The 25,501-nt window shown below is 51.3% G+C and carries 24 protein-coding genes; 12 read left to right on the plus strand and 12 right to left on the minus strand.

Annotated features, from left to right (window positions below; all coding sequences use genetic code 11):
- The first annotated feature begins 213 nt into the window (after positions 1-213).
- The 3 genes from AS151_RS11690 (at position 214) to AS151_RS11700 (ending at position 3,924) form a co-directional block, all read left to right on the plus strand.
- Positions 214-837: a biotin transporter BioY gene (locus tag AS151_RS11690; protein ID WP_071517240.1), complete on the plus strand. Its 624-nt coding sequence runs from the start codon at positions 214-216 to the stop codon at positions 835-837.
- Positions 838-990: 153 nt separating this feature from the next.
- Complete coding sequence (gene lspA / locus AS151_RS11695) at positions 991-1,479, plus strand: signal peptidase II (protein ID WP_071517241.1); 489 nt, start codon at positions 991-993, stop codon at positions 1,477-1,479.
- Between the two features lie 153 nt (positions 1,480-1,632).
- Positions 1,633-3,924, plus strand: coding sequence for a PBP1A family penicillin-binding protein (locus AS151_RS11700; RefSeq protein ID WP_071517242.1), 2,292 nt, complete (start codon positions 1,633-1,635; stop codon positions 3,922-3,924).
- A 41-nt stretch (positions 3,925-3,965) separates the two neighbouring features.
- On the opposite strand, the gene psb29 is transcribed toward AS151_RS11700, so the two are convergent.
- The 4 genes from psb29 to AS151_RS11720 form a co-directional block, all read right to left on the minus strand.
- The gene (psb29, locus tag AS151_RS11705; RefSeq protein WP_071517243.1) at positions 3,966-4,781 is read right to left on the minus strand and encodes a photosystem II biogenesis protein Psp29; all 816 of its coding nucleotides are present in this window, start codon (positions 4,779-4,781) and stop codon (positions 3,966-3,968) included.
- 151 nt (positions 4,782-4,932) lie between these two features.
- Entirely contained in the window at positions 4,933-5,178 is a 246-nt protein-coding gene (locus tag AS151_RS11710) for a hypothetical protein (protein WP_071517244.1), read from the minus strand.
- A 24-nt stretch (positions 5,179-5,202) separates the two neighbouring features.
- Positions 5,203-5,892: an HAS-barrel domain-containing protein gene (locus tag AS151_RS11715; protein ID WP_071517261.1), complete on the minus strand. Its 690-nt coding sequence runs from the start codon at positions 5,890-5,892 to the stop codon at positions 5,203-5,205.
- Positions 5,893-6,334: 442 nt separating this feature from the next.
- Positions 6,335-6,535: an NAD(P)H dehydrogenase subunit NdhS gene (locus AS151_RS11720; RefSeq protein ID WP_071517245.1), complete on the minus strand. Its 201-nt coding sequence runs from the start codon at positions 6,533-6,535 to the stop codon at positions 6,335-6,337.
- A gap of 222 nt (positions 6,536-6,757) precedes the next feature.
- On the opposite strand from AS151_RS11720, the gene AS151_RS11725 reads away from it, so the two are divergent.
- Positions 6,758-7,252 (plus strand): helix-turn-helix domain-containing protein, encoded by a 495-nt coding sequence (locus AS151_RS11725; protein WP_343327430.1) that lies wholly within the window; start codon positions 6,758-6,760, stop codon positions 7,250-7,252.
- Between the two features lie 351 nt (positions 7,253-7,603).
- Here the strand turns inward: AS151_RS11725 and AS151_RS22115 are convergent, their stop codons facing one another.
- From AS151_RS22115 to AS151_RS11740, 3 genes are all read right to left on the minus strand, one after another.
- On the minus strand, positions 7,604-7,759 hold the full coding sequence (locus AS151_RS22115; protein ID WP_170861378.1) for a hypothetical protein: 156 nt from the start codon (positions 7,757-7,759) through the stop codon (positions 7,604-7,606).
- 541 nt (positions 7,760-8,300) lie between these two features.
- Positions 8,301-9,554, minus strand: a complete 1,254-nt coding sequence (gene rodA, locus AS151_RS11735) for a rod shape-determining protein RodA (protein WP_071517248.1) — start codon at positions 9,552-9,554, stop codon at positions 8,301-8,303.
- A 26-nt stretch (positions 9,555-9,580) separates the two neighbouring features.
- Complete coding sequence (locus tag AS151_RS11740) at positions 9,581-10,654, minus strand: Mrp/NBP35 family ATP-binding protein (protein ID WP_071517249.1); 1,074 nt, start codon at positions 10,652-10,654, stop codon at positions 9,581-9,583.
- Between the two features lie 162 nt (positions 10,655-10,816).
- On the opposite strand from AS151_RS11740, the gene AS151_RS22120 reads away from it, so the two are divergent.
- The 3 genes from AS151_RS22120 (at position 10,817) to AS151_RS11755 (ending at position 12,898) form a co-directional block, all read left to right on the plus strand.
- Positions 10,817-10,960, plus strand: a complete 144-nt coding sequence (locus AS151_RS22120; protein WP_170861379.1) for a hypothetical protein — start codon at positions 10,817-10,819, stop codon at positions 10,958-10,960.
- 242 nt (positions 10,961-11,202) lie between these two features.
- Positions 11,203-12,234 carry an oxygen-dependent coproporphyrinogen oxidase gene (gene hemF / locus AS151_RS11750; protein WP_071517251.1) on the plus strand — a complete coding sequence of 344 codons (1,032 nt, stop codon included), beginning with the start codon at positions 11,203-11,205 and terminating at the stop codon, positions 12,232-12,234.
- Between the two features lie 295 nt (positions 12,235-12,529).
- Positions 12,530-12,898 (plus strand): STAS domain-containing protein, encoded by a 369-nt coding sequence (locus tag AS151_RS11755; protein ID WP_071517252.1) that lies wholly within the window; start codon positions 12,530-12,532, stop codon positions 12,896-12,898.
- Here the strand turns inward: AS151_RS11755 and AS151_RS11760 are convergent.
- Positions 12,891-13,484: a CpcT/CpeT family chromophore lyase gene (locus tag AS151_RS11760; protein ID WP_084639539.1), complete on the minus strand. Its 594-nt coding sequence runs from the start codon at positions 13,482-13,484 to the stop codon at positions 12,891-12,893. The genes AS151_RS11755 and AS151_RS11760 overlap by 8 nt on opposite strands.
- A 50-nt stretch (positions 13,485-13,534) precedes the next feature.
- Entirely contained in the window at positions 13,535-14,482 is a 948-nt protein-coding gene (locus tag AS151_RS11765) for a histone deacetylase (protein ID WP_071517253.1), read from the minus strand.
- A gap of 253 nt (positions 14,483-14,735) precedes the next feature.
- Between AS151_RS11765 and gyrA the strand changes: the two genes are divergently transcribed.
- A complete protein-coding gene (gene gyrA / locus AS151_RS11770; RefSeq protein WP_071517254.1) occupies positions 14,736-17,336 on the plus strand; it encodes a DNA gyrase subunit A in 2,601 nt (866 codons plus the stop codon).
- On the opposite strand, the gene recR is transcribed toward gyrA, so the two are convergent.
- Positions 17,333-17,932 carry a recombination mediator RecR gene (recR, locus tag AS151_RS11775; RefSeq protein WP_071517255.1) on the minus strand — a complete coding sequence of 200 codons (600 nt, stop codon included), beginning with the start codon at positions 17,930-17,932 and terminating at the stop codon, positions 17,333-17,335. The genes gyrA and recR overlap by 4 nt on opposite strands.
- A gap of 181 nt (positions 17,933-18,113) precedes the next feature.
- Here recR and AS151_RS11780 point away from each other — a divergent pair, with 181 nt between their 5' ends.
- Positions 18,114-18,947, plus strand: coding sequence for a tetratricopeptide repeat protein (locus AS151_RS11780; RefSeq protein ID WP_343327431.1), 834 nt, complete (start codon positions 18,114-18,116; stop codon positions 18,945-18,947).
- 254 nt (positions 18,948-19,201) lie between these two features.
- Positions 19,202-20,524: a hypothetical protein gene (locus AS151_RS11790; RefSeq protein ID WP_071517257.1), complete on the plus strand. Its 1,323-nt coding sequence runs from the start codon at positions 19,202-19,204 to the stop codon at positions 20,522-20,524.
- Positions 20,525-20,678: 154 nt separating this feature from the next.
- Here the strand turns inward: AS151_RS11790 and AS151_RS11795 are convergent, their stop codons facing one another.
- Positions 20,679-21,143, minus strand: coding sequence for an SRPBCC family protein (locus AS151_RS11795; protein WP_071517258.1), 465 nt, complete (start codon positions 21,141-21,143; stop codon positions 20,679-20,681).
- An 88-nt stretch (positions 21,144-21,231) separates the two neighbouring features.
- On the opposite strand from AS151_RS11795, the gene AS151_RS11800 reads away from it, so the two are divergent.
- The gene (locus AS151_RS11800) at positions 21,232-22,905 is read left to right on the plus strand and encodes a mechanosensitive ion channel (RefSeq protein ID WP_084639540.1); all 1,674 of its coding nucleotides are present in this window, start codon (positions 21,232-21,234) and stop codon (positions 22,903-22,905) included.
- 154 nt (positions 22,906-23,059) lie between these two features.
- On the opposite strand, the gene AS151_RS11805 is transcribed toward AS151_RS11800, so the two are convergent.
- The gene (locus AS151_RS11805; RefSeq protein WP_071517259.1) at positions 23,060-23,560 is read right to left on the minus strand and encodes a hypothetical protein; all 501 of its coding nucleotides are present in this window, start codon (positions 23,558-23,560) and stop codon (positions 23,060-23,062) included.
- A gap of 676 nt (positions 23,561-24,236) precedes the next feature.
- On the opposite strand from AS151_RS11805, the gene AS151_RS11810 reads away from it, so the two are divergent.
- The gene (locus tag AS151_RS11810) at positions 24,237-25,421 is read left to right on the plus strand and encodes a SpoIIE family protein phosphatase (protein WP_071517260.1); all 1,185 of its coding nucleotides are present in this window, start codon (positions 24,237-24,239) and stop codon (positions 25,419-25,421) included.
- Positions 25,422-25,501 lie beyond the last annotated feature (80 nt).

Below are 25,501 nucleotides of genomic sequence, written 5' to 3' on the forward strand. Positions count from 1 at the left end.
TGCTGCGACCGCAGAAGTTCCTGGCAGTAGGCGAGAGCGCCGCCTCCCTCTGGTGGTAGCAGGATGGGGAAGCTACGATTCTATTGCGTAGCAATGAATCGCTAGTCGCGTTCACTAGGCATTAATCAATGGCTATGAGAGGATGAAGGAACACTGAATCCCAACACGTGCGTTCTGGGATTCGGTCCTTCATCCTGGAACGCCTTGTTCGCTATGCCTACCTGGTCATTTTCTAATTTTGAAATTCCCGTGCCCACCCCTTTGCAACTTGTATGGTCGTTAATTGGCTTGCTTTTGACCGTTGGTGGCACGTTTTTAGAAGCCTCAATTGCCAACTTTCCCTGGGATTGGCCCCAACAAGGGGTTAAGGTATATTCCTTAGGTGTCACCTATCAGGTAGGTGCCGTTCTCTTTGTAGGCTGTTTGGGAGGGAAAACCGCCGCTTTTCTCTCTCAAGTTTCCTATATTCTTTTGGGCTTGACTTGGTTTCCGATTTTTGCTCAAGGTGGCGGTTGGGAGTATATCGGTGAACCCACCTTTGGTTATATTTTGGGGTTTGTGTTGGGGGGATGGTTGTGTGGCGTTTTATCTTTTTGGCTGCCACCGCGATTGGAATTTTTAGCCATTAGTTGCTTTAGCGGCTTGTTGGGGATCCATGTGGTGGGGATGAGCTATTTGGGGATTTTGTATACTATTCAAGGGAAACTCTCCGAGTCGCTAGACCCTTTTTGGCAAGATGCTTTGATGTACTCTTGGCATCCCCTCGGCAGCCACGCCATTGTTGCCTGTGCGATTGCCGCGATCGCTTTTTTTCTGCGGCATATTTTATTTTATTGAACGGCTGCAACGGGCAACAAAATCGTTTCCTCTAGCAAGCAGAAAAGCTATAATAAGTTTATTGTGTTTTGTTTGGGAAATCTTCTCAGTCAAATTGTTTAGCCTCCCAAAGCTTCCTGCCCCTGGAACGGGAAACATGCAACCAAGCGCCTGATGAGATTCAAGAATCGCCTCTTTTGGATAGCTGCCCTGATTAGCCTCGTTTGCGATCGCCTGAGCAAATGGTGGGTTCTCCAAAATTTTGACCTGGGAGAGAGCCAACCCCTCTGGGCACAAGTCTTCCACTTTACTTTTGTCACTAATAAAGGCGCTGCTTTTAGTTTGTTTGCCGAACAGGGCGAATGGTTGCGCTGGCTTTCTTTAGGCGTTAGCCTGGGATTGATTGCATTGGGAACGTGGGCTTCGCGCCTGCCGCGCTCCGAACAAGCGGGATATGGTTTTATTCTCGGCGGTGCCTTGGGCAATGGCATCGATCGCTTTTTTGCCGGGGAAGTAGTCGATTTTCTCGATTTTCGGCTCATTCAGTTTCCCATATTCAATCTCGCCGACGTTTTCATCAATGTGGGCATCGTCTTGTTATTGCTGACCTTTTTCCAACCCCCTTCCCGAGGGAAAAAAAGAGAAACCCAGGACCGTTCGTAAATGTCTCTCGCAACGATTGGCTACGATCGAGATGCCCCGGGACGAAAAGTTGCAACTCCACAAGTACAATGGTAAGCAAACGACACCAGCACCAGTTTCCGGCTGGGCAATTTTGTTAAGAGCTTGCCAGCTGCCACAATTTCCAGCTAACCCATGAGTTCCCCTCCACCCCCTCGCAAGATTCAAACCATTCTCACCAACGCAACGCAGGCGGTCAAAACCATTCCGGGAAAGGTTAACTTTTCCCAACTCCTCCTCAACCCGAATGCTAGGGTTCCCGAACTTTGGGTGCAAGATGCCGATAGCGACCGGGCGGATGTCTATCCCTTGGTGGGCGAATATTACCTGCTCGGTCGTTCCAGCAAATTCTGCGACATTGTGGTCAGCAGCTCCCTTGCCAGCAAAAAACACCTCTCCCTCACCCGCGATCGCCACAGCCACCGCCCCCGCTTCATTCTGGAAGATGCTGGTTCCAGTAACGGTATCTATCAAGGCAAGCGCCGCGTTCGCCAGTTGCCCCTGCGCCACGGAGACTTTCTTACCCTAGGACCGCCGGATTTGGCTAAAGCAGTTCGCATCCAGTATGTCAATCCACCCCCGTGGTACCAGCGCCTCTTCCATTGGGGTTGTTACGGCCTATTTGGCGTGAGCTTGGTGGCAGCGGTTTGGATCGGACTGGAATGGCAAAATCCCAAACTGCAGCGATCGCTAGAGGAAATCTCCATCACCGGACCGGTGGCCGTGTACGCCCGCGACGGGGAAACCCTCCTGCGGGAAGAATCGGGCAACACCCACGTAGAAATTCCCCGTTTGGAACAATTCGACGAAGATTTGGTAGCAGCTGCGATCGCTTCGGAAGACAGCCGCTTTTACTGGCATCTTGGCATCGACCCCATTGGCGTTGTACGGGCAATGGTGGTCAACCTGCGCGGTGGCGAAATTCGCGAAGGGGCCAGTACCATTACCCAACAGCTGGCTAGAAGTTTGTTTCGCGACTACGTAGGGACGGAAGATTCTGCCGCCCGGAAACTGCGCGAAGCAGCTGTAGCCTTACGGTTGGAAATGTTTTACAGCAAAGACCAACTGTTAAAAAGCTATCTCAACCAAGTCTTTTTGGGGTTGAACTTGTACGGATTTGAAGATGCCGCCCAATTTTACTTTGACAAATCGGCGCGGGATTTAACCCTCTCAGAAGCGGCAACCCTAGTGGGAATTTTACCAGCCCCCAACAGCTTCAACCCCGTACAAAACTACGAACGTGCCATCCGCCAGCGCAACGGGGTTTTGCAGCGCATGCGCACCCTGGGCATGATTTCCCCAGAAGAAGCCGACCGCGCCCGGCGATCGCCCATTGAAGTTAACCCCAAAGCCAAAGAAATTATCAACCAGACCATCGCTCCCTATTTCTACGACCGCGTTTTACAGGAACTAGAAAACTTGCTGGGGCAATCCGTCGCCGCCGAAGGCAACTGGATCGTGCAAACCACCCTAGACCCGCAAATGCAAGCGATCGCCGAAAAAACCGTACGCCACACCCTCGCCACCACCGGGCAGCGATTGCGATTCCAACAAGGTGCCTTGGTCGCCCTCAACGGGAAAACCGGTGCCGTACGCGCCATGGTGGGCGGTGCCGACTATGCCAAAAGCCAGTACAACCGCGCTACCCAAGCTGCCAGGCAACCCGGTTCCACCTTCAAAGCATTTGCCTATGCCGCGGCGTTGCAATCGGGGATATCTCCCCACAATACCTATTCCTGCGAACCCCTGTTTTGGCAAGGGCGCTCCTTTCGGGGCTGCGAACGTAGTGGCGGGCGCGATCGCGTCGATATGTATCGGGGATTGGCGCAATCGGAAAACGTCATCGCTTTGAGAATTGCCCAACAAGTGGGCTTGCAACCCATCATCGAGCTAGCCCACACCATGGGGATTCGTTCGGAGTTGACGCCCGCCCCCGGCTTGGTCTTGGGAAGCAGTGAAGTGACGTTGTTGGAACTGACGGGTGCCTATACTGCTTTCGTGGATAGCGGCGTGCGCCACATCCCCCATACCATCCTTCGGGTTTGGGATAGCAGCAACTGCACCAATCCGCAAAAACCCAGCACTTGCCGGGAAATCTACAATGGAAGTCACAAACGCGGGCAGCAAGTTTTGGACCCGGGGGTGGCGCAAACCATGACCGAACTGTTGCGGGGCGTCGTAGAACGGGGCACGGGAACGGCCGCCGCTGCAGCCGCCGACAGCCGCAGTGGCATCTTGGGCAAAACCGGCACCACCGACCGCAACCGGGATTTGTGGTTTGTGGGCTACTTGAGCGAAAGACAACTACTCGCTGGTGTCTGGTTGGGCAACGACGACAACCAACCCACCTACGGCAGCAGCGCCCAAGCAGCGCAGCTTTGGGGAAAATTCGTGCGCCAGCTCCCTTCCCCACCATCAAAAAACTAGCACTGTCCTCGCGCCCTAAGTACCCGGTTCTTTAGGCGCGTTTAAGAACGATTTTCGGCGTTGCTTTCCGAACTACTATCGCTGGGAGATTCGCCAGCACGGTCTTCAGATTCGTTGTTATCCTCTTGTGATTCCTTGGTTTGGGCTTTTTCTTTCTGTTGGACACGCCTTTGCTGTTGTTTGCGGTTGGACTCCAGGATTTCCTGCATCAAATCGCGTGCCTGTTGCATTTTATCCAGGTTGCTGCGATACAGGTCGATATCTTTCACGATTTTTTCCTGGGGCAGGTTTAAGGCGTCGGCAATTTTTCCAAAACCAGATTTCCAACTGTCATCTTCTTGCAGCCACCCGGCGTTGCTTTGGGCGAGCATGCCGTACAAGCCAATGGCAAACAAGCGACTGTACTTGAAGTTGGGATGGTTGGCGATCGCTTGCAACTGCTGTTGCACTTCCCTAGCTGTATCGCTGTTTTCCAGACCGTCAATGGCGGCTTGTTGGGGTTGGGTTAGCAACTCAAACGTTTTCTCGGGGGTCAGTTCCGCTGCTAACGCCTCCAAACGCTGGGCGTCCTGGCGATACTGTTGGGGATCGCTGTTAATGGACTGGCACAGGGCATCGAAAATCGAATCTTTATCCTGTGGCGGTTTGTAGCCCTGCATGAATTGCTCGTAAGTAGAAACCACCCCATAGCCGTAAATGGGGTCGTACTGGAAGTTGGCATTGACGCTTAGCAAATGCATTTCTACCATCAACTCTTCTACAAATTGCCGGTAAATTGAGTTGATGGGGCGCGTATGGTGGCTATAAAAAGCTCTTTTGGTATCGGAGACAGTACGGAGGTTATCCACGGTTAACATAGTAGGCTCAAATATTTTTTATTATGTCTTTAAATTAGACGTTTGCCAAGGTGGGTTTTTGCGAAAAGAAGGCTGTGGGAAAGCGTTTCCCAGTTTCTCCATTTTGCCATCTCAGGTTGGGGATCGGCAAAAGTTCGGCGTCCGACGGCGCTTATCGGGCGCGGTCGAGTCGCTTTAAAACCCAACTGGTCAAACCGCTCAAAATCGCCCCGGCCATTAACAAGCCAATAGCTGGGGTAAAGACAGGCTCCCACAAACGGTACCATAAATCCAACCCCAAAGGAATATCTAGAGAACGTCCCAAAACCGCGATCGCCAGCCAGGCAAACGCGAACAAAACCAAGAAAACATCGGCTACCAAAAACGTATTGAGCCAATTGAAAAATTTGTCTTTCATTTTGACCAATTCAACAAAATTGCTTCAGGGATGAATTTGATTGAGAATGCTCCGCAGGCGGTCGTAGTCATCTTTCAACAGAATGCCCAAATGGCGTCCCGCCCGTACCAACCAATCGCGGTCGAACTGACGGATGCGATAGGCTTCCCGGATAGCTGCCGCCGCCAAGGAGTCCACCGGGGCTGTAGGAATTTGCAGCAAAATCCGTAGAAAATCCAACTGTTCGGTAAACGCGATAATCTCTTCTGCCTCGCACTGGTATACCGCTTGGTGAATTTGTGGGGGGCGCGGTGGCAGGTGCTGGCGAAGGCGATCGCCACTGGGCATTTGAGCATCGCTGCGGCGTCCGTTGCCCTGGGCTAAGGGATCGATTTGGGTAAATCCCACAATCGCCGTGCGAAACTCCGTTTTCAACATGGCAAAAATCTGCGGTTGTTGCTCGCGCAGCTGTTCTAAAGACATACCCAAAGCCCGCGCCCGATGGACCGAATCAATAGGCACCGTACAGGCATGGTACACCACCCCGTAGATGGTATTGTTGCTTTCTTCATCAAAAGCTTTGACCCAACTACCAAAAGGCGGCATCGGCGGAAAGTTTAAGTCCTCCGGTTCCAAACATTGGGACAGAAACTCCGTTGTCGCCGTTTCGATCACCTCCGCAATGTGATTGGGATGGCGATCGCTTGGGGAAAATTGCGGTAAGGGTAAGCGCATAGCAACCAATTTTTGACAGCCAGCAACCTGGGGAACACCTTGGCCCAACCAAGAAACCAGGAAAACCTATTTTTTCGCTTTCTGCACGAAAAATCTTCGATACGTTGGCAAGCCCTGTCGCTTTAGCGCTGGGAGGAAAAAAGAACGGCGACTAAAGTCGCCTTCCCCACACCCACCGAGAGCGAAAAGACCTGCAGTTTCCGCTCTTTCGGGGTTCTAGCCGGAATCGCCTCCCCGGCACAGCGTTATGTTTTCCTGGCCCATGTTTTTCGGGCTGGTTGGGCTAATGGCACTGCCTGACCCCTGGTAGGGCAGTTTAACCGTTAACGGCAGAGCGACCAACACCAAAAGCAATTTGTAGGTGCCATGACCCTAAAAACATAGCCCCCAAGGGCTGAGGCTAGTCAGCTACCTGAAGCTGGAGGCATGAAGTCCCCGTGCTTCAGCCGGGAGAGCTGACTTTACCGGCTTTGGCATCCACCAATTCCAAGTCCGAGAGTTTGAAGGTCACGGTATGGTCCCAATTTCCCCCTTCAAACAGCACCGCTACCTTCCCATCGGCAACGCGCTGTACCTGTCCTTGGAATTCGTAATAAATATCTGCAGAATTAACCACTTTTACAGCAGAACCGGGCAAAATCATCAAAATTTTTCCTCAAAATCAATCCCAACTTGTTTTCAAGTTTACCGCATGAATTGGGAGCTTGAAAGCCCTGACTTTTGAAAGCAGGGATGAAAAGCGACCCGTGCGGCTTGAGCCGCCGTTACAATCAAGTTGAGGTGCTAAAACCTAAAAAAGCAGGCGAAATTTTTTTAATCTATGTTCGTACATCATGTTGACTCTTAGCTAAGAGTTTAAACTCAAATGCTTCGACCGGCTCAGCTCAAGCCGACATGTCGCCAGGCTCAAACAATGGAGTCGTGGTGGGAAATCTGTCGGCAAGTTGGCAATGATGGACTGAGAGAACGCCAAGATGGGCTCAAATCCCGAAAATCGCCTGTCAATGCCTGTGGTTGGGCAGGCGAGTACATCATTCCCGCCGATGCCCCTCGCCCTACCTCTGCCAGTCAGTGCCAGGCATTAACACCAGCCAAGAAAGACCATCCCCAATTAAAAATCCCCCGATCGCAAGTCTGGCAGCAAATGCTTCGGCGTAACTCAGCACAAGCACTCAAATGTTTGGAGACTGCAGGGGTGGACATGTACCGACGGGGATTTGGTTTTTTTCGTTTTAAGAAAAAAGGGCAATTTCGCTCCTTTGTTTTTCCCAAAGTCAAGGAAACCTGTATCGAAGGGAATCAAATCGATCTTCCGAAAATTGGGAAACTACGATTTTTCAAGTCTCGTTCCCTTCGGTGAGCAGGGCTGTTTCATTGTCAATTTTTTTCAAATGCCAAATTCTAGCAGTGGCAGTAATTTTGTCCATTTTTCCTTCCTCGGAAATTTTTTCGGGAAGAAAAAATGGTGAACGACAGACTTGAAGGGAGTTTCAGAACCTTCTTAAAAAGTTTGGCCTTGAGAATGAAACAGTCCTGCTTCCCGAGGGCTTTGTGGTTAAGCAAGTACAAATCCTGAAAAGAGCGAGCGGGTACTATATTATTTTATCCGGTACCAGCTGATGTAGAGGTTCCCCAACCATCTATAACTGGTGCTGAGCTACGCCGAAGCAGCGGTCATGCCATCGGATTGGAGGTGGGGTTGGAAAGCTATTTAGCTACCAGCGACGGTGAATTGATTGACCACCCACGATTGTTCGTGCAGGCTTTTGGCAAGCTGAAATGGCTGCAACCAAAGCTCAACCCGTAGAAAAAGGGTTCCAAGCGTTGGCATTTGATTCAACATCGCATCGCCCAATTGTACGAACATGTAACCAAATCTCGAAGAGACTTTGTCTTGAAGTGGGCTCACCATTTGTGCAACCAAGCTGACAGCATTTTTGCCGAGGCGTTGAATCTGAAAGCGCTGGGGCGAGGTCAGTGAGCCAAATTTTGTCTCGATGCGGCTTGGGGTGAGTTTCTATGCTTCGGCGTAGCTCAGCACAAGTCTATTTGGTTTTGGGGCTGTTTGAAGCGTGGTAAATACTAAGCCGGCAGTAGATGCCAAACAGACCAGTCAAATTTGTCCCCATTGTGGCGTCCATACAGGGAAAAAGCCGCTTTCTCAAAGAACTCATTTCTGCTCCCACTGCGACGATCGAACCCATCGAGACGTGGCAGCAGCACAAGTGGTTTGGAATCGAAGTGTCGCCAGTACGTCCACCACAGGGCGGAAAAATGCTCGTTGAGCGTCCCTGTTGCCGGGAATGGACTAGTTCATAGCGAATCTTTTCACAGGCACACCCAATGAAGCGAGAATCTCACGAATTGAATTCGTGAGAGTGTCAAAAGGAAATTGTCCCCAGATTCTCTCAAAATCGCCATCGTTGGCGGTGGTTAGCAACCGATTCTACCAAACCAATGGCAATAAAATTGGTGACCATCGCCGAGCGCCCGTAGCTAATCCAGGGGAGGGGAATGCCGGTTACCGGTGCCAACCCAATGGTCATGCCGATGTTGACCATCACCTGGAAAAACAGCATCGACAAAACCCCAATCGCCAGCAAAGACCCAAAATTATCTTTAGCATTTTGGGCCACCAGCACCAAACGCAAGCAAATCAACCAAAAAGCCAGCAACACTCCGATACAGCCTACAAACCCCAATTCTTCGCCAATGGCAGAGAAAATAAAGTCGGTATGCTGTTCGGGAATGAAATCCAGTTGGGTTTGCGTGCCTTCCTGCCAGCCGCGCCCCCAGAGCTGCCCGGCACCAATAGCAATGCGGGATTGAATCAAGTGATACCCCGACCCCAGGGGGTCCTCCGAGGGGTCGAGAAAACTTAAAATACGGTCTTTTTGGTAATCTTTGAGCAATCCCCACAGTACCTGTCCCAGTTTGCCAGCAACGACGTTGGCAATCAAAATGCTCAAAGCGCCAAAACGCTTCCAAGGCAAGCTACTGGCCGCCAAAATCGTCACTACGACCGTCCAAACCAACCATGCGGGAAAATAGATGCCAAATACAATTGCGGAAATCGCTGGCGATACCAGCAAAATCAACCAACCCGGATGGGCGTTGCCCCAGTAGAGCATGCCCAGGGTAATCGCCCCAAACACCAAAGAAGTGCCCAAATCGGGTTGTAAAAATACCAAAACCCAAGGCACCGCCGCGATCGCGAGAATTTTAAAAACTTCCCGCATCTGGGAGGCAGAGCGCTCGTGCAGGGAAGCCGCCAGCGTCACGATCGCCCCCAGTTTGGCAAATTCAGACGGCTGCACGTTCAACCCGCCAATGGTTAGCCACCGCTGGGCCCCCAAAGCCGTGGTTCCCAGGAAAATGACCGCCACCAGCAGGATGTTGGTGATGCCGTAGATCGCCCAGCGCCAGCGAATCAAAGCGTCGTATCGCCAGCGCCCCAGGGCCAGGGAAATGGCAACGCCAATGACCCCCACAAACCAGTGCTGCCACCACTGCACTTGGGGATTCTCCCCTTGGGTGCTTTTGATAATCAAACCGCCAAACAGCATCAAGCTAGTGGGGAGGGCGATCAACAGCCAGTCGATATTTTGCCAGGGGGTCAAAATATTGGACCAACGAATTCGACGCAGAGAAGATTGCCACATAGTCGAGGACGATATACGGACAGGGGTTAGGAGGCTAGGGCAGCAACGGAGACTTTGGCTGCCATTTGTTGGGCAATGGTTTTCAGGGCTTGGGCGGAAGCGGAGTCGGGATGTTCTAAGACAATGGGCAAACCGCGATCGCCCCCTTCGCGCAGGTCAATTTCTAAGGGAATGCAGCCCAACAAAGAAATGTTCAATTCGTTGGAGGTCTTTTCGCCACCGCCGGAACCGAACAGATCGTATCTTTTTTCGGGCATATCTGGGGGAATAAAGTAGCTCATATTTTCCACCAGCCCCAAAATAGGTACGTTGAGCTGCTCGAACATCCGCAAGCCTTTGCGGGCATCCAACAAAGCCACGTTTTGTGGGGTGGTGACAATGACAGCACCTGCCATAGGAACTGCTTGGGCCAGGGTGAGCTGGGCGTCGCCGGTTCCCGGGGGCATATCTACAATCAAATAGTCTAACTCGCCCCACTGTACTTGATATAAAAATTGGCGAATAACGCCGTTGAGCATGGGTCCGCGCCAAATGACGGGCTGGTCTTTTTCAATTAAAAAGGCCATGGAAACTAGTTTCACGCCGTGGTTGAAGGCGGGTTCCAAAACCTCGCCGTTGGCACCTTCGCGGACCATCACTTGGGCATCGCTTAACCCCAGGAGGGTGGGGGCGTTGGGACCGTAAATGTCTGCGTCAATCATGCCTACTTTGGCACCGGATTGGGCGAGGGAAACGGCAATGTTGACGGCGACGGTGCTTTTGCCGACTCCTCCTTTGCCGCTGGAGATGGCAATGATATTTTTTACCCCAGGAATGTCTTGGCGGTCGGGGAGGGATTTTTGCTGTGGCGTTTCCGAGGTTACATCTACCTGTACCTCTTGGACCCCGGAAAGCTGTTTGACAGCGTTTTCGCAGTCTTCCACGATAAATTCTCGCAACGGGCAAGCTGGGGTGGTAAGCACCAGGGAAAAGCGCACGTTGCCATCGGTCACTTGTACGTTGCGAATCATGTTGAGATCGACCAAGCTTTTTTTTAGTTCCGGGTCTTGGACCGGACGCAGGGCTTCTAAAATGGCTTGGGCAGTCAGTTCTTCAGACATAAATGGCTCCCCTTTGAAGGCTGTTTGCTGAATTTTTGGGCACGAGAAAACGAACCATTGATTTGTTTTTTATGGTTTTTAGCAACAATGAATTTGGCGGAAAAGGACCGGAATGGTCCTGGAAAATCCATAGGGTGGGCAGCTATTTGGTTGACTTTTGGGATGGTAAAGAAGCGAGAGTTTTACCTGAAAAAGCCAACCAGCAACTGCGATCGCTACGGAGGTGGGGGCATCGTTTTTGATTCGAGTGCAGGCATGGATATCGATATCCGGCGATCGCCGGATTTTGTCTATTTAGGAAGCTAGCACAAGCGCTAGAAAAAACCAACCGATGGCAGCAGGCGGGCAACAACCAACTCATGGTTGCTGCGATGGAGCTACGGGAATCTGATGCTTTTCTAGGGAGGCAACCGTGGTGGTTCTTGGAGGAGGCGCGGGGTTGACGGTGGTGCGCTTTTGCCCTGAAATAATAGAAAATGCATCGATCCCCTACCATTGGGAAAGCTTTTTATTTTCTTGTTCTTGGTGTTTGGTAGTACGAACTCGTAATGACTTTTTCTTCAACTTCCGAAACAAACGATCGTGCCCGTCCGCCCGAAGATGCCACCCAACGGGTCAGTAAGTTTATGCGATCGCTACAAGATGAAATTTGCCAGGGATTGGAACAATTGGATGGCGACGGCCGTTTCCAAGAAGATACCTGGACCCGGGAAGATGGCGGTGGCGGGCGATCGCGCGTCATGAAAGCAGGAAGCGTCATCGAACAGGGTGGCGTAAATTTTTCTGAAGTTTGGGGGTCCAAATTGCCCCCTTCCATTCTCAAACAGCGCCCCGAAGCGGAGGGACATCAATTCTATGCCACCGGTACCTCCATGGTGATCCACCCACGCAATCCCTACCTACCCACCGTTCACCTAAACTACCGCTATTTTGAAGCCGGACCGGTGTGGTGGTTTGGTGGCGGGGCGGACCTCACCCCCTACTATCCCCAAGCAGAAGATGCGGTCCACTTCCACCGCACCCTAAAAGAAACCTGCGATCGCCACCATCAAGATTACTATCGCGTCTTTAAACCCTGGTGCGATGAATACTTTTACATCAAACACCGCCAGGAAATGCGCGGGGTAGGTGGCATTTTCTTCGACTATCAAAGCAGCGACGGCGAACTGTACCAAGGTCCCCATCCCGAAGGCCCCGCCGCCCAAATCAGCCAGCAAGTGGGTCCCGTACGCGATCGCAGCTGGGAATCCCTATTTGCCTTCGTGCAAGATTGCGGTCGTGCCTTTCTCCCCGCCTACCAACCCATTGTGGAACGCCGCCAGGACACCCCCTACAGCGAAAGAGAACGCAACTTTCAACTTTACCGCCGCGGTCGCTACGTAGAGTTCAACCTGGTTTACGACCGGGGCACCATTTTCGGCTTGCAAACCAACGGACGCACCGAATCCATTTTAATGTCCCTTCCTCCCATGGTGCGCTGGGAATACGGCTACCAACCGGAACCCAATACCCCCGAAGCCGAACTGTACGAAGTGTTTCTCAAACCACAAGATTGGGCAAACTGGTCTTTGAAGGCATAAAGTTTCCGCCCGGCCTGCTCCCAAACCGCATTCCGTCCACCAAGGGGAACGCCAGGAAAGCGATCGCTGCCCCTGGTTGTTTTTTTGAGAATTTTGGGGGCACGGCCAATTTGGAAGGATGTCCTTGCCAACCAAAGCGGTTATTATGGGAACAGAGCCTCGGGATAAATTTTCTGGCTCTGACAGGCGAGGCTGACTTTTGACCCCGCCACTTCTCAGGTAGCATATACTTGAACGGTTATACTTAAAACGCCAAGCAAAAGCATTTTATAGATAGATTGAGAGGGGAGTTTCAGTGATTCACATAGACCAGAAAACACACACCACCAAAGACGGTAAAACCGCGATTGTCCTAGCACCCAGCGGACGTTTGGATATTACGACTGCATGGCAATTTCGTTTGAAGTTGCAGGAGTGTATCTCCAAACTGAGCCCCCATGTGGTTGTGAATCTCGGTCAAGTGAACTTCATTGACAGTTCTGGATTGACTTCTTTAGTTGCTGGCATGCGGGATGCGGATAAAGTCAAAGGCAGCTTCCGCATTTGCAACGTCCATCCAGAAGCCAAGCTGGTCTTTGAAGTAACCATGATGGATTCCGTCTTTGAAATTTTTGAAACCGAAGAAGAAGCCTTAGAAGGCGTTCCCCGGGATATTGCTAGTTAGTTGTGGCTGGCAAGTCACCAATAAAATCGGCCACTTTCGCCAATTGATAGGAACCCAGTAGGGCACCCCAAAGGGCGTAGCCGGTTTCCCCGGTCGTAACTCCAAAACTGTTTCGAGGTTGCCAGAAAACCAAGGGAAATCTGCCGCACCACTCCTCGAGCGGTAAAACGGCCTTGTGCTGGTGGGGCGGTTGGGCATCCAACTGGTAGCCGTACGCATCCGTAGGTGTCGGAGTCACCAGCAGCAGACACCCTGGCAGGCGTTGGATGTCGTCTTGGTTTAGGTGGTGCCAGAGATGGGGCTCTCGACCGGCACCGCGAAAATCTGCCGGACGAGCGCGCAGCATGTAAGATTGCACTTGCAGAAGTGCATCCCGCGTGGCAGGGGGGATAATTTCTAACAGGCGCTGGCGATAGGATGGTGGGCCCGCCTGGATACTGGCCTGTTCCAGGAAAAAAACCAATGCGATCGCTTGGTAAAGAGGGGTGTGGGAAAGGGGGCACTGCCACCAAAAACGCAGGCGAACGTACCAAGCCGGTTGGGCTTGGGATGGTTCTTGATGGTCCAACTCCAGTAGGGGTGCCACCCATGAGCGCCCTTACGGTATGGCGCGAGGAGATGGGCGAAAAGCATGGGTTAGCACCGGCTTTGGGAGGGTTGGTGTCCCAAGGCCAAGCATCGCTCGATGGTGGTAGTAACCGATTCTGTGAGGGCATCCAACTCGTAGCCCCCTTCCAAACCAAACAGGGTATAGGGCGTAATTTCGAGAACGTAATCTGTCAGTTCGCCGAAGTCTTGGGCTTGCAGCAGAATGCTAGCTAGGGGATCGGCGGCGTGGGCATCGTAGCCAGCACTGACAACCAGCAAGTCGGGATGCCAGCTTTTGAGGAAGGGCAAAACGCGATCGCGAAAGGCCACGCGATATTCTTGAATCCCGCTACCGGGGGGCATGGGGACATTGAGTACGTTGTTGTAATCGCCCCGTTCGTGGGCATCCCCCGTACCGGGATAGTGGGGAGATTCGTGCAGGGAACAGTAGGCAATTTCGGGGCTGGATTCGATTAAGGCTTGGGTGCCATTGCCGTGGTGAACGTCCCAATCGAGAATCGCCACCCGTTTGACCCCCAATCGTTTGAGGGCGTAGTGAGCCGCGATCGCCGCATTGGCAAAAATACAAAAGCCCATGCCCCGATTGCTCAAAGCATGGTGCCCGGGAGGTCTCGAAAGCACAAACGCCGGACTGCCGCTGCCGAGTACTTGCTCCACCCCATCCATCCAAGCGTTAATCCCTAACAGGGCTACCTCGTAACTAGAAGCAGATAGCCCCGTATCCGGGTCCAAGCGCCCGCCACCATTTTGCGAAATCTGTGCCACGCGATCGATATACTCTTGAGCGTGGACCCACTGGGCAAATGGCAACGGCGAACGTTCTTCAATCGCGGTGGGGGTGTGCCATTGCAACTTACCTTGCCAGTAGGGTTTTTGCAGGGTTGCCACCAACCTTTGCAAGCGCTCCGGGCGTTCTGGGTGAAAGCGACCCGAGCGGTGTTGTAAAAACTTTTCTGAATAAAAAATTGGGAACATAGCGGACAGCTCGTTTCAAACCGCAGATAACAACATCCTAGCAAAAGACAGAGCCACCGCCGGTTTTCTATCTCTGAGAGGTGCCAAGATTTTCCTACCCAAAATATGGTAAAATTCTCATAGCAAGTGCCTATCTGAAAAGCCCTTTTGAACGCAACTTAGCAACTTTGACAAACAATGGCAAGGCTTTGTCCGTTAGCGAACCTCGCATAAGATTTGGCTTTAGAATTTTTACGGAGTATTTAGACCTCATATGAACACGGCTGGGGAACGGATTATTCCTACCGATCTGCGTAACGAAATGTCTCGCTCCTACCTCGAATACGCCATGAGCGTCATCGTAGGTAGGGCACTTCCCGACGCCAGAGACGGGCTAAAACCCGTGCATCGCCGCATTCTCTATGCCATGCACGAGTTGGGACTCACCGCCGATCGCCCATTTCGCAAATGCGCTCGTGTCGTCGGGGAGGTCTTGGGGAAATACCATCCCCACGGCGATACAGCCGTCTACGATGCTCTAGTCCGCATGGCCCAAGACTTCTCCATGCGCGCCCCTTTAATTGCCGGGCATGGCAACTTCGGGTCCATCGACAACGACCCACCAGCGGCTATGCGATATACCGAATGTCGTCTGCAACAGCTCACCAGCGATGCGCTACTGCGGGATATCGACGCTGAAACCGTTGATTTTATCGACAACTTTGACGGTTCCCAACAGGAACCCATGGTTTTACCAGCCCGGGTACCGCAACTGCTGCTCAACGGCGCTGCCGGGATTGCCGTAGGCATGGCTACCAATATTCCCCCCCACAACCTGGGAGAACTAGCCGATGGGTTGGTTGCTTTTATTCGCAACCCCGAAATCAGCGACGAGCAACTGCGGCGCATCATTCCCGGTCCCGACTTTCCCACCGGCGGCAAAATTTTGGGGATCTCCGGCATTCGCGATGCCTACACCACCGGCAAAGGGTCTATTATCATGCGCGGGGTGGCTGATATCGAAACCATTGGTGGCAGCGGACGCAGCGATCGCGATGCCATTGTCATTACCGAACTGCCCTACCAAACCAACAAAGCTGCCCTCATTGAAAAAATTGCCGATCTGGTCAACGACAAACAGCTAGAAGGCATTGCCGATATCCGCGATGAAAGCGATCGCGAGGGCTTGCGCATTGTCATCGAACTGAAACGCGATGCCAACCCCCGGGTGGTCCTCAACAACCTCTACAAACACACCCCCCTACAAACCAACTTCGGCTGCAACATGCTGGCGTTGGTAGATGGCGACCCCCAACTGCTCAACCTCAGACAATACCTGGAAGTCTTCCTGGAATTTCGGGTAGAAACCATCACCCGCCGCACCCGCTACGAACTGCGCAAAGCCGAAGAGCGAGACTTAATTTTACAGGGATTGTTGGTTGCCCTGGAACATCTCGACGCCGTCATTGCCCTGATTCGCCACGCCGAATCCCCCGCTGCTGCCCGTCAGGAACTGGTGAACAACTACGGTCTCACAGAAACCCAAGCCGATGCCATCCTGCAAATGCAGCTGCGCCGCCTCACCGCCCTGGAAACCGAAAAAATCCAGCAAGAACACGAGCAACTTCAGGCCAAAATTGCCGACTTGCAAGATATCCTGGCACGGCGCGAACGGATTTTGGGTTTGGTAGAAAGCGAAATCGAAGAAATCAAAGCCAAACACAACACCCCGCGGCGCACCGTCATTGAAAAAGAAGAAGGCGAACTCGACGACATCGACCTCATCGCCAACGAGCAATCCATCGTCTTGCTCACCGAACAGGGCTACATCAAACGCATGCCCCTGAACACCTTCGGTACCCAAAGTCGCGCCACCCGGGGCAAATCCGCCACCAACCTGAAAGACTCGGACAGCATCGCCCACTTTTTCAACTGCCGCGACCACGATGGCATTCTCTTCTTCAGCGAAAGAGGCATTGTCTACAGCCTCAGAGCCTATCAAATTCCCATGGGGTCGCGCGCTGCCCGGGGAGTGCCCTTGGTGCAAATGCTGCCCATCCCCCGGGACGAGAAAATTACTTCAGTGATTCCGGTGAGCGATTTCACCGAAGATGACTATTTGGTTATGCTCACCAAAGGGGGCAACATCAAAAGAACTGCCCTATCTGCTTTTAAAAATATTCGCACCAACGGATTGATTGCCATTTCCCTGGAAGAAGAAGACCAGTTGCGCTGGGTCCGCCGCGCCCGGACTGACGACAGCATTTTAATTGGCAGCCGGTTGGGAATGGCGATCCATTTCCAAATCAACAGCGAACAACTGCGCCCCCGAGGTCGCGTTACCCGCGGCGTGAAAGCCATGAACTTGCAGCCGGATGACGAACTGGTGGGCATGGATATCTTCCCCAGCAGCGTTATTGCTGGCTTTTTGAATGCCGATGGCGACAGTAGCGACGAAGCAGATGCGTTGGAAGTAGAGGCCGCTGAAACCGCGCCAGAAGAGACGGTCTCCGAAACCGATGAGGAAGCCCCCTACGTGCTGGCTATTACCCAACAGGGGTACGGCAAACGAATTGCCGGTTCCCAGTTCCGATTGCAACGACGCGCCGGGAAAGGCACCATAGCCACCAAATTTAGAAAAGCAAACGATCGTTTGGCAGCCCTGCGTATCGTCAAATCTGCCGACGAACTCATGCTGATTACCCACCGCGGCATCATCATCCGTTACAGTGCTGGCGAAATTCCCACCCAGTCCAAACAGGCGACAGGGGTGCGCGTACAGCGTTTGGATGAAGATGATTTCATCGTTGCCGTTACGCCAGTACCGCCTATGGAAATGGAAGCAGAAACGGATGCGGAGGAATCGCCCAGCTAAGACAAATTTTGTCGCCCTTCCAAAGCACGCGCCAAGGTGACCTCGTCGGCATATTCCAAATCCCCGCCCATGGGAATGCCAAAAGCAATGCGCGTCACCCGGGTAAAGGGTTGCAATAGCTGCCCCACGTATAAGGTAGTGGTTTCCCCTTCCACGCTGGGACCAATAGCTAAAATCACCTCTTGGATGGATTCGTGGCTGACACGCTTCACCAATTGCTCGATGGTGAGTTGTTCCGGTCCGATACCGTCCATGGGGGAAATCACCCCACCCAGCACGTGGTACAGTCCTTTGTACTCGCGGGTTTTTTCTAAGGCGATTACATCCCGAGAATCCGCCACCACGCAGATCGTACTGCGATCGCGGTTGGGATTGCGGCAAATTTCGCAGGTAGGGTCTGCGGACAAGTGAAAGCAAGTTTGACAGACACCCACCTGTTGGGAAGCTTCCACCAATGCATCGGCTAGGGATTTCACTTCCTCTTGCGGGCGTTTAATAATATGCAAAGCCAGGCGCTGCGCCGTTTTGGGACCGACACCGGGCAAGCGCTGCAATTCTTCAATCAAACGAGCGAGGGGACGAGTATAAACGGTCAACCTCCCGGAAAAACAACGACAAAAACGACAAGCACCAAATATTATTGCATGTTTGCTCGCTGCCGATCTGCCCTTGGCGAATAGCTGAATCGAGAACCTAGCACTACAATCAAAATAATGTAGGGGCGAACTTCTCTCCTGCGATACCACCAACAGCTAACCGAATTGCCGATCGATGCTCATGATGGATTTTCCCCTCGCCAGACAAAGATTTTATCAAGAAACCAGCCAACCAGAAGCACAAATCGATCTTGCCAAGGCGGCTCTATATATTGCCCAGGAAGAATATCCCGAACTCGATTTAGCCGCCAATCTGGAAATCCTGGATGGCATGGCAGACGATTTGAGAATTCGTTTGCAAAAACCGTACTATCCCATGCGGGTAATCAAGACCATCAATCAGTATTTGTACGAAGAAAAAGGATTTTCCGGCAACAGCGAACATTACTACGACCCGCGCAACAGTTTTCTCAACGAAGTGCTGCAACGCCGTACTGGGATTCCCATTACCCTGGCTTTGGTCTATGCCGAAGTCGGCAAACGGGTGGATTTTCCCACCGTTGGCATCAATATGCCCGGTCATTTCCTGCTACAACCGGAATTTGAAGATGCTGGCATTTATATTGATGCCTTTCATGGAGGAGAGGTTTTGTTTGCTGAAGACTGCGCGCAGTTGCTCGGTCGCATTTATGGGGAATCCATTGATGTGGATAAAGTGAAACCAATGCTGACTCAAATTGGAAAAAAGCGTTTCTTAGCCCGGATATTGACCAATTTAAAAATGATTTATCTGACGCTACAGGATATGGAAAAAACGCTGGCGGCGGTGGAAAGGATTTTGATGCTGTTTCCCGACGCTACTTCGGAAAATCGCGATCGCGGTTTGCTGTACTATCAAGCCGGTCGCTGGGTAGAAGCACGTCAGGATTTAGAAATTTACCTCGATCGCACCCCCAACGCACAAGATAAAGCGGTCATCCAACAAATTTTAGATAAAATCGCCAAACAATCGTAACCCAGGGCGAGCAATTTCCAAGCAAAAGATAAATCTCACCAAAATATCAGAAATTGAGGGGGGATTTCGCGAAAATTCCCCATTTTTCCGCCAACTCAGGGAAAACTGTTTGCTTCTGCTTGTGGATGGGAACGATGAAATAGGCTAGAAAAGGGAGAAGGAGAAAATATCCACCACCATCTTGCCTGCCAGCCGATCTCGTCTCACTTCCTAACCCCAACAGCAAGCAAAACAACGAGTTGGAGACCCAAATCATGCCTCGCTTGAACCAACGTGCTTTGGATATCCTGCGTCAGGAAATCAAAAAACAAACGAAAGACGCTCCGGTGGGAAAAGTACAGCGAAATATTGCCCTCAAAAGGTTAGAAAAGTTACATTTGCAGCAGGGAAATCCAGTCACCGAAGCAGACCTGCGCTATCTTTTGGAAGATGTATTTCCCAATTTTGACCGCAAAGTTTTGCGCCGAGCTGCTCGTGCCAACCGTCCCCCTAGGGGTTTCCATCGGATCAAGTGGGCAACCATTGGTATAACAACGGTGGTTGGCGGTATTTTTATTCTGAATTTGCCCTATCCCTTCATTCGCAATCCGGTTTCCAAGGTCGCTCCGATTCTGCTGCTACCTAGCTACGCCAGTATGGATTACAACTACCGCCAAGCCATTGCTTCGGTGGAGCAGGCGGACCAGTTGGTTAACCAAGCAACAAGTGAAGAGGATATTCAACTGGGAGCAGAAAAAGTTACCAAAGCCCAAGGTCACCTCGATCGACTACCGGTTTGGTTTTTGGGATACCAGCCCCGGGCTTACTGTACGTTAATGGGATGTACGTGGAAGTTTACTTTTGATGAGTTTAAGCAAGCACGCGCTCGGGTAGGGCGCATGAAGGCGGTTGTATTTCAAGAACAAAATGCCCAAAAGCAGCTTGAAAAAGTTTTAGATAAACTAGAGAAAGCTAAAAAGAAATACCATCAAGTAGAGCCTTCGACAAGCAAAAGAGATGCGATCGCGACTTGGAAAACCGCTATAGATGAGTTACGGCAGGTGCCTAAAGATACGTTAGCTGGAGCAAAAGCAAGGGAATACTTACAAGCCCAACAGCGGGACTTGGCCGAAGTAATCAGCTTCACCCAAAGCGATCGCCGCAGCAGCGCCCTCATTCAAGCCGCCAAAGCTTTTGGTATGAAAGCTGCTCAAGCCGCTCAAAATCCACCTCATGCAGCCAGCCAATGGCAGCGGGTTGCTAATTTGTGGCAGGAAGCCATTCGCAGGTTACAACAGGTTCCTGAAGCAAGTCCCGGATACGGACAAGCCCAACAAACTCTAGCTACTTATATAGATAATTTAGAAGTAGCCAAAATGCGCTGGCAACAGGAAAAAGCATCGGTAGCGGCGATGGAGGAGGCGCAACGGGCGATCGCTACCTGGCAACAAGCAGCTGCCCGCAATCCCAACGATCCGTCCCTCCAGAGCCAACTACAACAAATTATCAATAAGCTAGAAACCATCAAGCCGGGAACGACAGTATATAACCGAGCGCAAACATTGCTGGCTTCTGCCAAACAGAGAATGGAGGGTTGACAAATGGGGGATAATTGATTCATTTAGGAAAAACTGGATGCATAAAAAATAAAAATAGTCAAATCAAAGTACTTGCCATGTATTCCTAAGCCATTTTCCGACGCCCGTACTCCCAAAAGTCACGAAACGCCTAAAAAACCTCTAAATTTCGTCTTTATCTTCCTGCATTTCCCGACCCTCTCCGTTCCGCCACATTTTTCAACCGCCGCAGTTGGGCTTCCATATCCTCTTTGGTCATTTTGGCGGCAAATTGGTTAAAACCGAAGGCGATGAGGGGATTGGGAATGCGGAAAGCAAATCGGTTGGTCAGCCGGGTGCCATTGCCTTCTGGTTGGCATTCCCAGCGATCGCGTCCTTGGAAAAACCCCTGAAATTCCCAAACCACAAGCCCCGGTTCCCGTTGGACCACCGTGCTTTCCAAAGTTGGCTGCAGCAGGGGAATTTGGATGATAAAACGGCTGCGAGCACCGAGTTCGGTACTCCAACGCCCCACAGGTTCGCATTTGAGCATAGGATTGAGCCACAGGTGCATTAATTGATTGTCGGTTATACATCGTTCCACCAATGTGGCACTCGCGTTAATGTAAATTGATTGTTCAAAAACTTGACTATATTCCATTAGCAGCTTAAATCTAGAGGCGTAAACTTTAAATATTGTCCGTTTTCTTTAACTAACGGGCTAGCTTGGAAGTTACTGGGACGAAGCCATGAATAGCATTGTGCCACTGGAACTGTTGCCTGGGAAACTCTTATCGCCACTCATCTGGGCGCAAATAGATAACCCAATTAGCGGATGGTTTGGTTGGTCCGATTCCGAAATCGGACAGCGCATTACCTCAATTGTGTATGCCATCCTCATTTTTGTTGTAGGTTGGATAATTGCTGCGATCGCCGGCCAAATCGTTAAGAAAATATTAATGCGCAGTAGCCTTGATAACCGCCTGGCGAACTGGATGATGGGCAGCGATAGCCAACAAGAGGAAAGTGTTCCTATCGAACAGTGGGTTTCTAATTTTGTCTACTGGGTCATCCTGCTGTTTGCCATTGTGGCTGCTCTCACAGCATTAGAACTGGATGCCGTTACCCAACCTTTAAATGCCTTTCTGAGCCGAATTTTCAATTACCTCCCCCAAATCGGAGCTGCGATCGCTTGGTTGGTAGGCGGTTGGGCTGTCGGCACCATTGCCAAACTCGTTTTAACGCGGGGCTTGCAAGTATTTAATATCGACGAACGTATCAACCGTGCCATGGGAGAACAGGAAGAACAAGTCACTCCTGTCTCCATTAACGAAAACTTAGGCAACGCCCTGTATTGGTTTATCCTGCTGTTTGCCTTTTACTTTGCCCTGGGTGCTTTGGGTCTGCAAGAGCAAGTACGACCCATTGAAAACCTGCTCGACGAGATTCTGGCTGCCTTACCGCAAATTCTCAAAGCCCTGATTATCTTTGCCTTTGCGTGGGTAATTGCGCGCTTGGCTAGGGGCATTGTTACCAATTTACTAGCTGCCACCGGTATTGACGCTTTGGGAGAGCGAATTGGTCTTTCCCAACAAGCCGGTTCTCAAAATCTTTCGTGGCTGGGTGGCACCCTGGTGTATGCCATTATTTTCATTTTGGCTGCCATCAGCATCCTCGAAGAACTGCAAATCCAAGCCATTTCCGGTCCAGCAATTGCCATGCTGGAACAGGTTCTCGATGCCATTCCGCTAATTCTCGCCGCGATCGCGATTTTGGTGGTGACCTATTTTGTAGGTCGGTTCGTTGCTAACCTCGTAACCAGCATCTTAAGTGGCATTGGCTTCGATAATGTCTTTGCTGCCATGGGGGTACCGTTCCCAACGCCCTCCGATAGCGCTGGCGAAGGGCAACCTTCCCCAGAAAGCGAATCCCAATCCCAGCAAACATCGAGTAGCGGCACAACGCCAAGCGCCTCTACCCGCACCCCCTCCGAAATTGCCGGTATCGTGGTTTTGGTGGGAATCATGTTCTTCGGCGTCTTGTTCGCCGTCAACGTACTGCAATTTGAAGAACTCTCCACGCTGGTAGCTGCTCTCATGGAAATTCTGGGACGTGCCCTGGTAGGCGTCGTTGTCTTTGGTATTGGCCTATATTTCGCCAATTTGGCCTTTAATATCATTAGCAGCCAAGGCAGTGCCCAAGCACGCTTGTTGGGTCAAACCGCCCGCATTGTGATTATTGCTTTTGTCTCGGCTATGGCGCTGCAACAAATTGGAATTGCCACCAATATCGTCAACCTCGCTTTCGGTTTGGTTTTGGGTTCCATTGCTGTTGCTGTTGCCATTGCTTTTGGTGTGGGTGGCAAAGATATTGCTGCCGAACAGATTCGCCAATGGTTGGATGCTTTCAAAAACCGACAGTAAGCAATTATGTTTGCTAGAAAAGTAAGCTAACTACTCTTTTTCTGCCCATCCCATACGAAAAAAACATGGAATGGCGAGATGGCGAGGTCGCTCGAGCTCCTTGGGAGTCAAGCGACCTCGCTTTTTAGATGGATAGTTTTCTGGGGAGGCGCGATTATGGTTCTACCACTAATTTGTAACTATGACGCTGGTTGGCTTCTTTTGCTCCCACCCAAATGGCGTATTCACCGGCCGGCCAGCTACTATCTTCCACGAGAGGATTGTCCCCTTCTCCGCTGTTATCGTCGCAGCGAACGACAGAGTCTCCACCTTGGGGACCGCTGACCATCAACGTGGTATCGCTGCCCCGCCCTTCAACGCCGATGCTCAAACGGTCAAAATCCGCTTCCAAAATCAGGAGATAGTCGGGCATATCTCGATAGGCTGTATATCCCAAACACAGATTGCCTTGTGCGTCCTGGTTGGTAATGCTTAACATGGAAACGTGACCCCCCGTTTCTCCCATGGCGGTCCCTGCTTGCGGGGAAAATCCCGGCGACAAACGCAGGGTGGCGAAATTGGCTTGTTCGGAAGCCACAGCGGTTAAGCTTAGTCCCAAGGTCACTGGCAATAGCCAAGCACCTGCGTGGCGAACAATACGTTTTAAAGATTTCATCAGGGATATCCTCCTGGCAAAAATAAAATTTCTCGCAACAATCGAATTCCTATAAAAGTTTCGGTTAAAATTTTGATACTCGATTGATGGTTTTCTAAATGGTGTTGCTTGGGGGAACCAAATCAATTCTGCTGGCTACAAGCGTCACGCCAGCATAGCTCAATGGCTGCTTTGGTGGGGTCTCTACTTTGTTTGTATCAAAAGAATGGCTGCTGTGGAAGGTGCTTGGTGACAGTTGGCTAACTGCACCCATCATGTTTTAGCGAGCAATGGGCGCATGGATATGCATGTAGATGTTAGCAGTGGGTACCAGTCATGATTTTCTTTTTGCTAGGCTTGATACTTTTATTCGGTGCAGTGATGGCGAAGATATTTTGGTTTTTCCCTTTAGATTTTCTTTCGACCTTACACGTACCTAGCTGGTTCCCGCTTTCCCTCGGTGTCTTGTTTGTAGCTTGGTGTTTGGGCGAAGGGAAATCTTAATGTGGGATAGCTGCTGCTTGATTTCTATTGTAGCGCGCTGCTTGAAGGGGGGTAGCGATCGCTGTTCGCTGGCTATCTAGGTGAAAAATCCGAACGACCATCCACCATTTTGGCTAGGGAGCTCTTAGCATGTATAGATAAAATCGATCGAAACTAGAAAATATCCTACTTTTCTATTAAAACGATTTCCATAATGAACGATCTCGAACCAACCACCTCTGCAACGCATATTTTAGTGATTGATGACGACCCAGCCATTGGCAAGTTGCTAGCGCGATCGCTCAAAAAACAAGGGTACGAAGTGTCGGTTGCAGAAGATGGCGACCAAGGTATCAAACAAGCTTTCCAAATTAAGCCAGCCCTGATTATCTGCGATTGGATGATGCCGGTGATGGATGGTTTGGAAGTATGCCGGCGCGTGAAAGGCAACGCCAATCTCTCCACCACTTTTTTTATCTTGCTGACCTCAAGAGGAGCTACCGAAGATCGCGTCATTGGCTTGGATACTGGGGCAGATGAATTTTTAGCCAAACCCATCAATCTCAACGAACTCAAAGCCCGGGTTCGGGCAGGTTTGCGGATTCACCACCTCAGCCAAAGCCTGCGCCTTTCCAAACAACAGCTGGAGGCGGAACTGGCAGAAGCAGCTGAATACGTGCGATCGCTGCTGCCCAATCCCAAAAACAAAAGTCAAGTAAGCATTGATGCGCGGTTTATTCCCTCCCGGCAGTTGGGGGGCGATTGTTTTGATTTCTATTGGTTGGATGAAGACTGTTTGGTCATGTACCTGCTTGATATGGCCGGTCACGGGTTGGGAGCAGCGTTGCCTTCAGTGTCGGTGCTCAATTTACTGCGATCGCGCTCTTTGCCCAATGTGGATTTCTACCAACCCCATGAAGTATTGCAAGCCCTCAATCAAGTCTTTCAAATGGACTGGCAGCAAAACCGATACTTCACCATCTGGTATGGCGTCTACTATTGCAGCAGACAGGAATTGGTCTACTCCAGTGCCGGTCACCCACCGGCTTTGTTGGTTCCCGCCAACGCGAGCGGTGACTTACAACGTCTCAAAACCACCGGCTTGCCCATTGGTATGTTTGAAGAAATGCCCTATACCTGCGCTTCGCAGCCCATCGAACCCAACAGTACCCTGTATATTTTCAGCGACGGCGTGTACGAAATTAACCAACCCAACGGCGATGTGTGGGGATTGGAAAGTTTTGTAGCAGCGATCGCCAACCACCACCAGCCAGCCAACGCAACTAGCGATGCCCCCTCTCCCCCAGCCTTAGACCACCTGCTAGAGCATCTCCGCAAACTCGGCCAGCAAGACACCTTTGAAGACGACGTTTCCCTACTACAAATCCAATTTCCGTGACGTTCTCCCGACGCTGACCTTCGGTACAACGCGGGCTTCACTGGATCGCTGGAGCGACTACCTGCTTCGTTCGGTCTGGT

Source organism: Geitlerinema sp. PCC 9228 (assembly GCF_001870905.1).
Classification (GTDB): Bacteria; Cyanobacteriota; Cyanobacteriia; order Cyanobacteriales; family PCC-9228; genus PCC-9228.

Coding starts and splice junctions, on each gene's coding strand:
- AS151_RS11710 (WP_071517244.1), bottom strand. CDS start 5,178: ATGAAAGACAAATTTTTCAATTGGCTCAATACGTTTTTGGTAGCCGAT.
- AS151_RS11805 (WP_071517259.1), bottom strand. CDS start 23,560: ATGAAATCTTTAAAACGTATTGTTCGCCACGCAGGTGCTTGGCTATTG.
- AS151_RS11700 (WP_071517242.1), top strand. CDS start 1,633: ATGAGTTCCCCTCCACCCCCTCGCAAGATTCAAACCATTCTCACCAAC.
- AS151_RS11810 (WP_071517260.1), top strand. CDS start 24,237: ATGAACGATCTCGAACCAACCACCTCTGCAACGCATATTTTAGTGATT.
- AS151_RS11725 (WP_343327430.1), top strand. CDS start 6,758: ATGCTTCGACCGGCTCAGCTCAAGCCGACATGTCGCCAGGCTCAAACA.
- AS151_RS22120 (WP_170861379.1), top strand. CDS start 10,817: ATGGTAAAGAAGCGAGAGTTTTACCTGAAAAAGCCAACCAGCAACTGC.
- AS151_RS11715 (WP_071517261.1), bottom strand. CDS start 5,892: ATGCGCTTACCCTTACCGCAATTTTCCCCAAGCGATCGCCATCCCAAT.
- AS151_RS11795 (WP_071517258.1), bottom strand. CDS start 21,143: ATGGAATATAGTCAAGTTTTTGAACAATCAATTTACATTAACGCGAGT.
- AS151_RS11800 (WP_084639540.1), top strand. CDS start 21,232: ATGAATAGCATTGTGCCACTGGAACTGTTGCCTGGGAAACTCTTATCG.
- AS151_RS11740 (WP_071517249.1), bottom strand. CDS start 10,654: ATGTCTGAAGAACTGACTGCCCAAGCCATTTTAGAAGCCCTGCGTCCG.
- AS151_RS11780 (WP_343327431.1), top strand. CDS start 18,114: ATGATGGATTTTCCCCTCGCCAGACAAAGATTTTATCAAGAAACCAGC.
- AS151_RS11720 (WP_071517245.1), bottom strand. CDS start 6,535: ATGATTTTGCCCGGTTCTGCTGTAAAAGTGGTTAATTCTGCAGATATT.
- lspA (WP_071517241.1), top strand. CDS start 991: ATGAGATTCAAGAATCGCCTCTTTTGGATAGCTGCCCTGATTAGCCTC.
- gyrA (WP_071517254.1), top strand. CDS start 14,736: ATGAACACGGCTGGGGAACGGATTATTCCTACCGATCTGCGTAACGAA.
- AS151_RS11765 (WP_071517253.1), bottom strand. CDS start 14,482: ATGTTCCCAATTTTTTATTCAGAAAAGTTTTTACAACACCGCTCGGGT.
- rodA (WP_071517248.1), bottom strand. CDS start 9,554: ATGTGGCAATCTTCTCTGCGTCGAATTCGTTGGTCCAATATTTTGACC.
- AS151_RS22115 (WP_170861378.1), bottom strand. CDS start 7,759: ATGTTCGTACAATTGGGCGATGCGATGTTGAATCAAATGCCAACGCTT.
- hemF (WP_071517251.1), top strand. CDS start 11,203: ATGACTTTTTCTTCAACTTCCGAAACAAACGATCGTGCCCGTCCGCCC.
- AS151_RS11790 (WP_071517257.1), top strand. CDS start 19,202: ATGCCTCGCTTGAACCAACGTGCTTTGGATATCCTGCGTCAGGAAATC.
- psb29 (WP_071517243.1), bottom strand. CDS start 4,781: ATGTTAACCGTGGATAACCTCCGTACTGTCTCCGATACCAAAAGAGCT.
- AS151_RS11690 (WP_071517240.1), top strand. CDS start 214: ATGCCTACCTGGTCATTTTCTAATTTTGAAATTCCCGTGCCCACCCCT.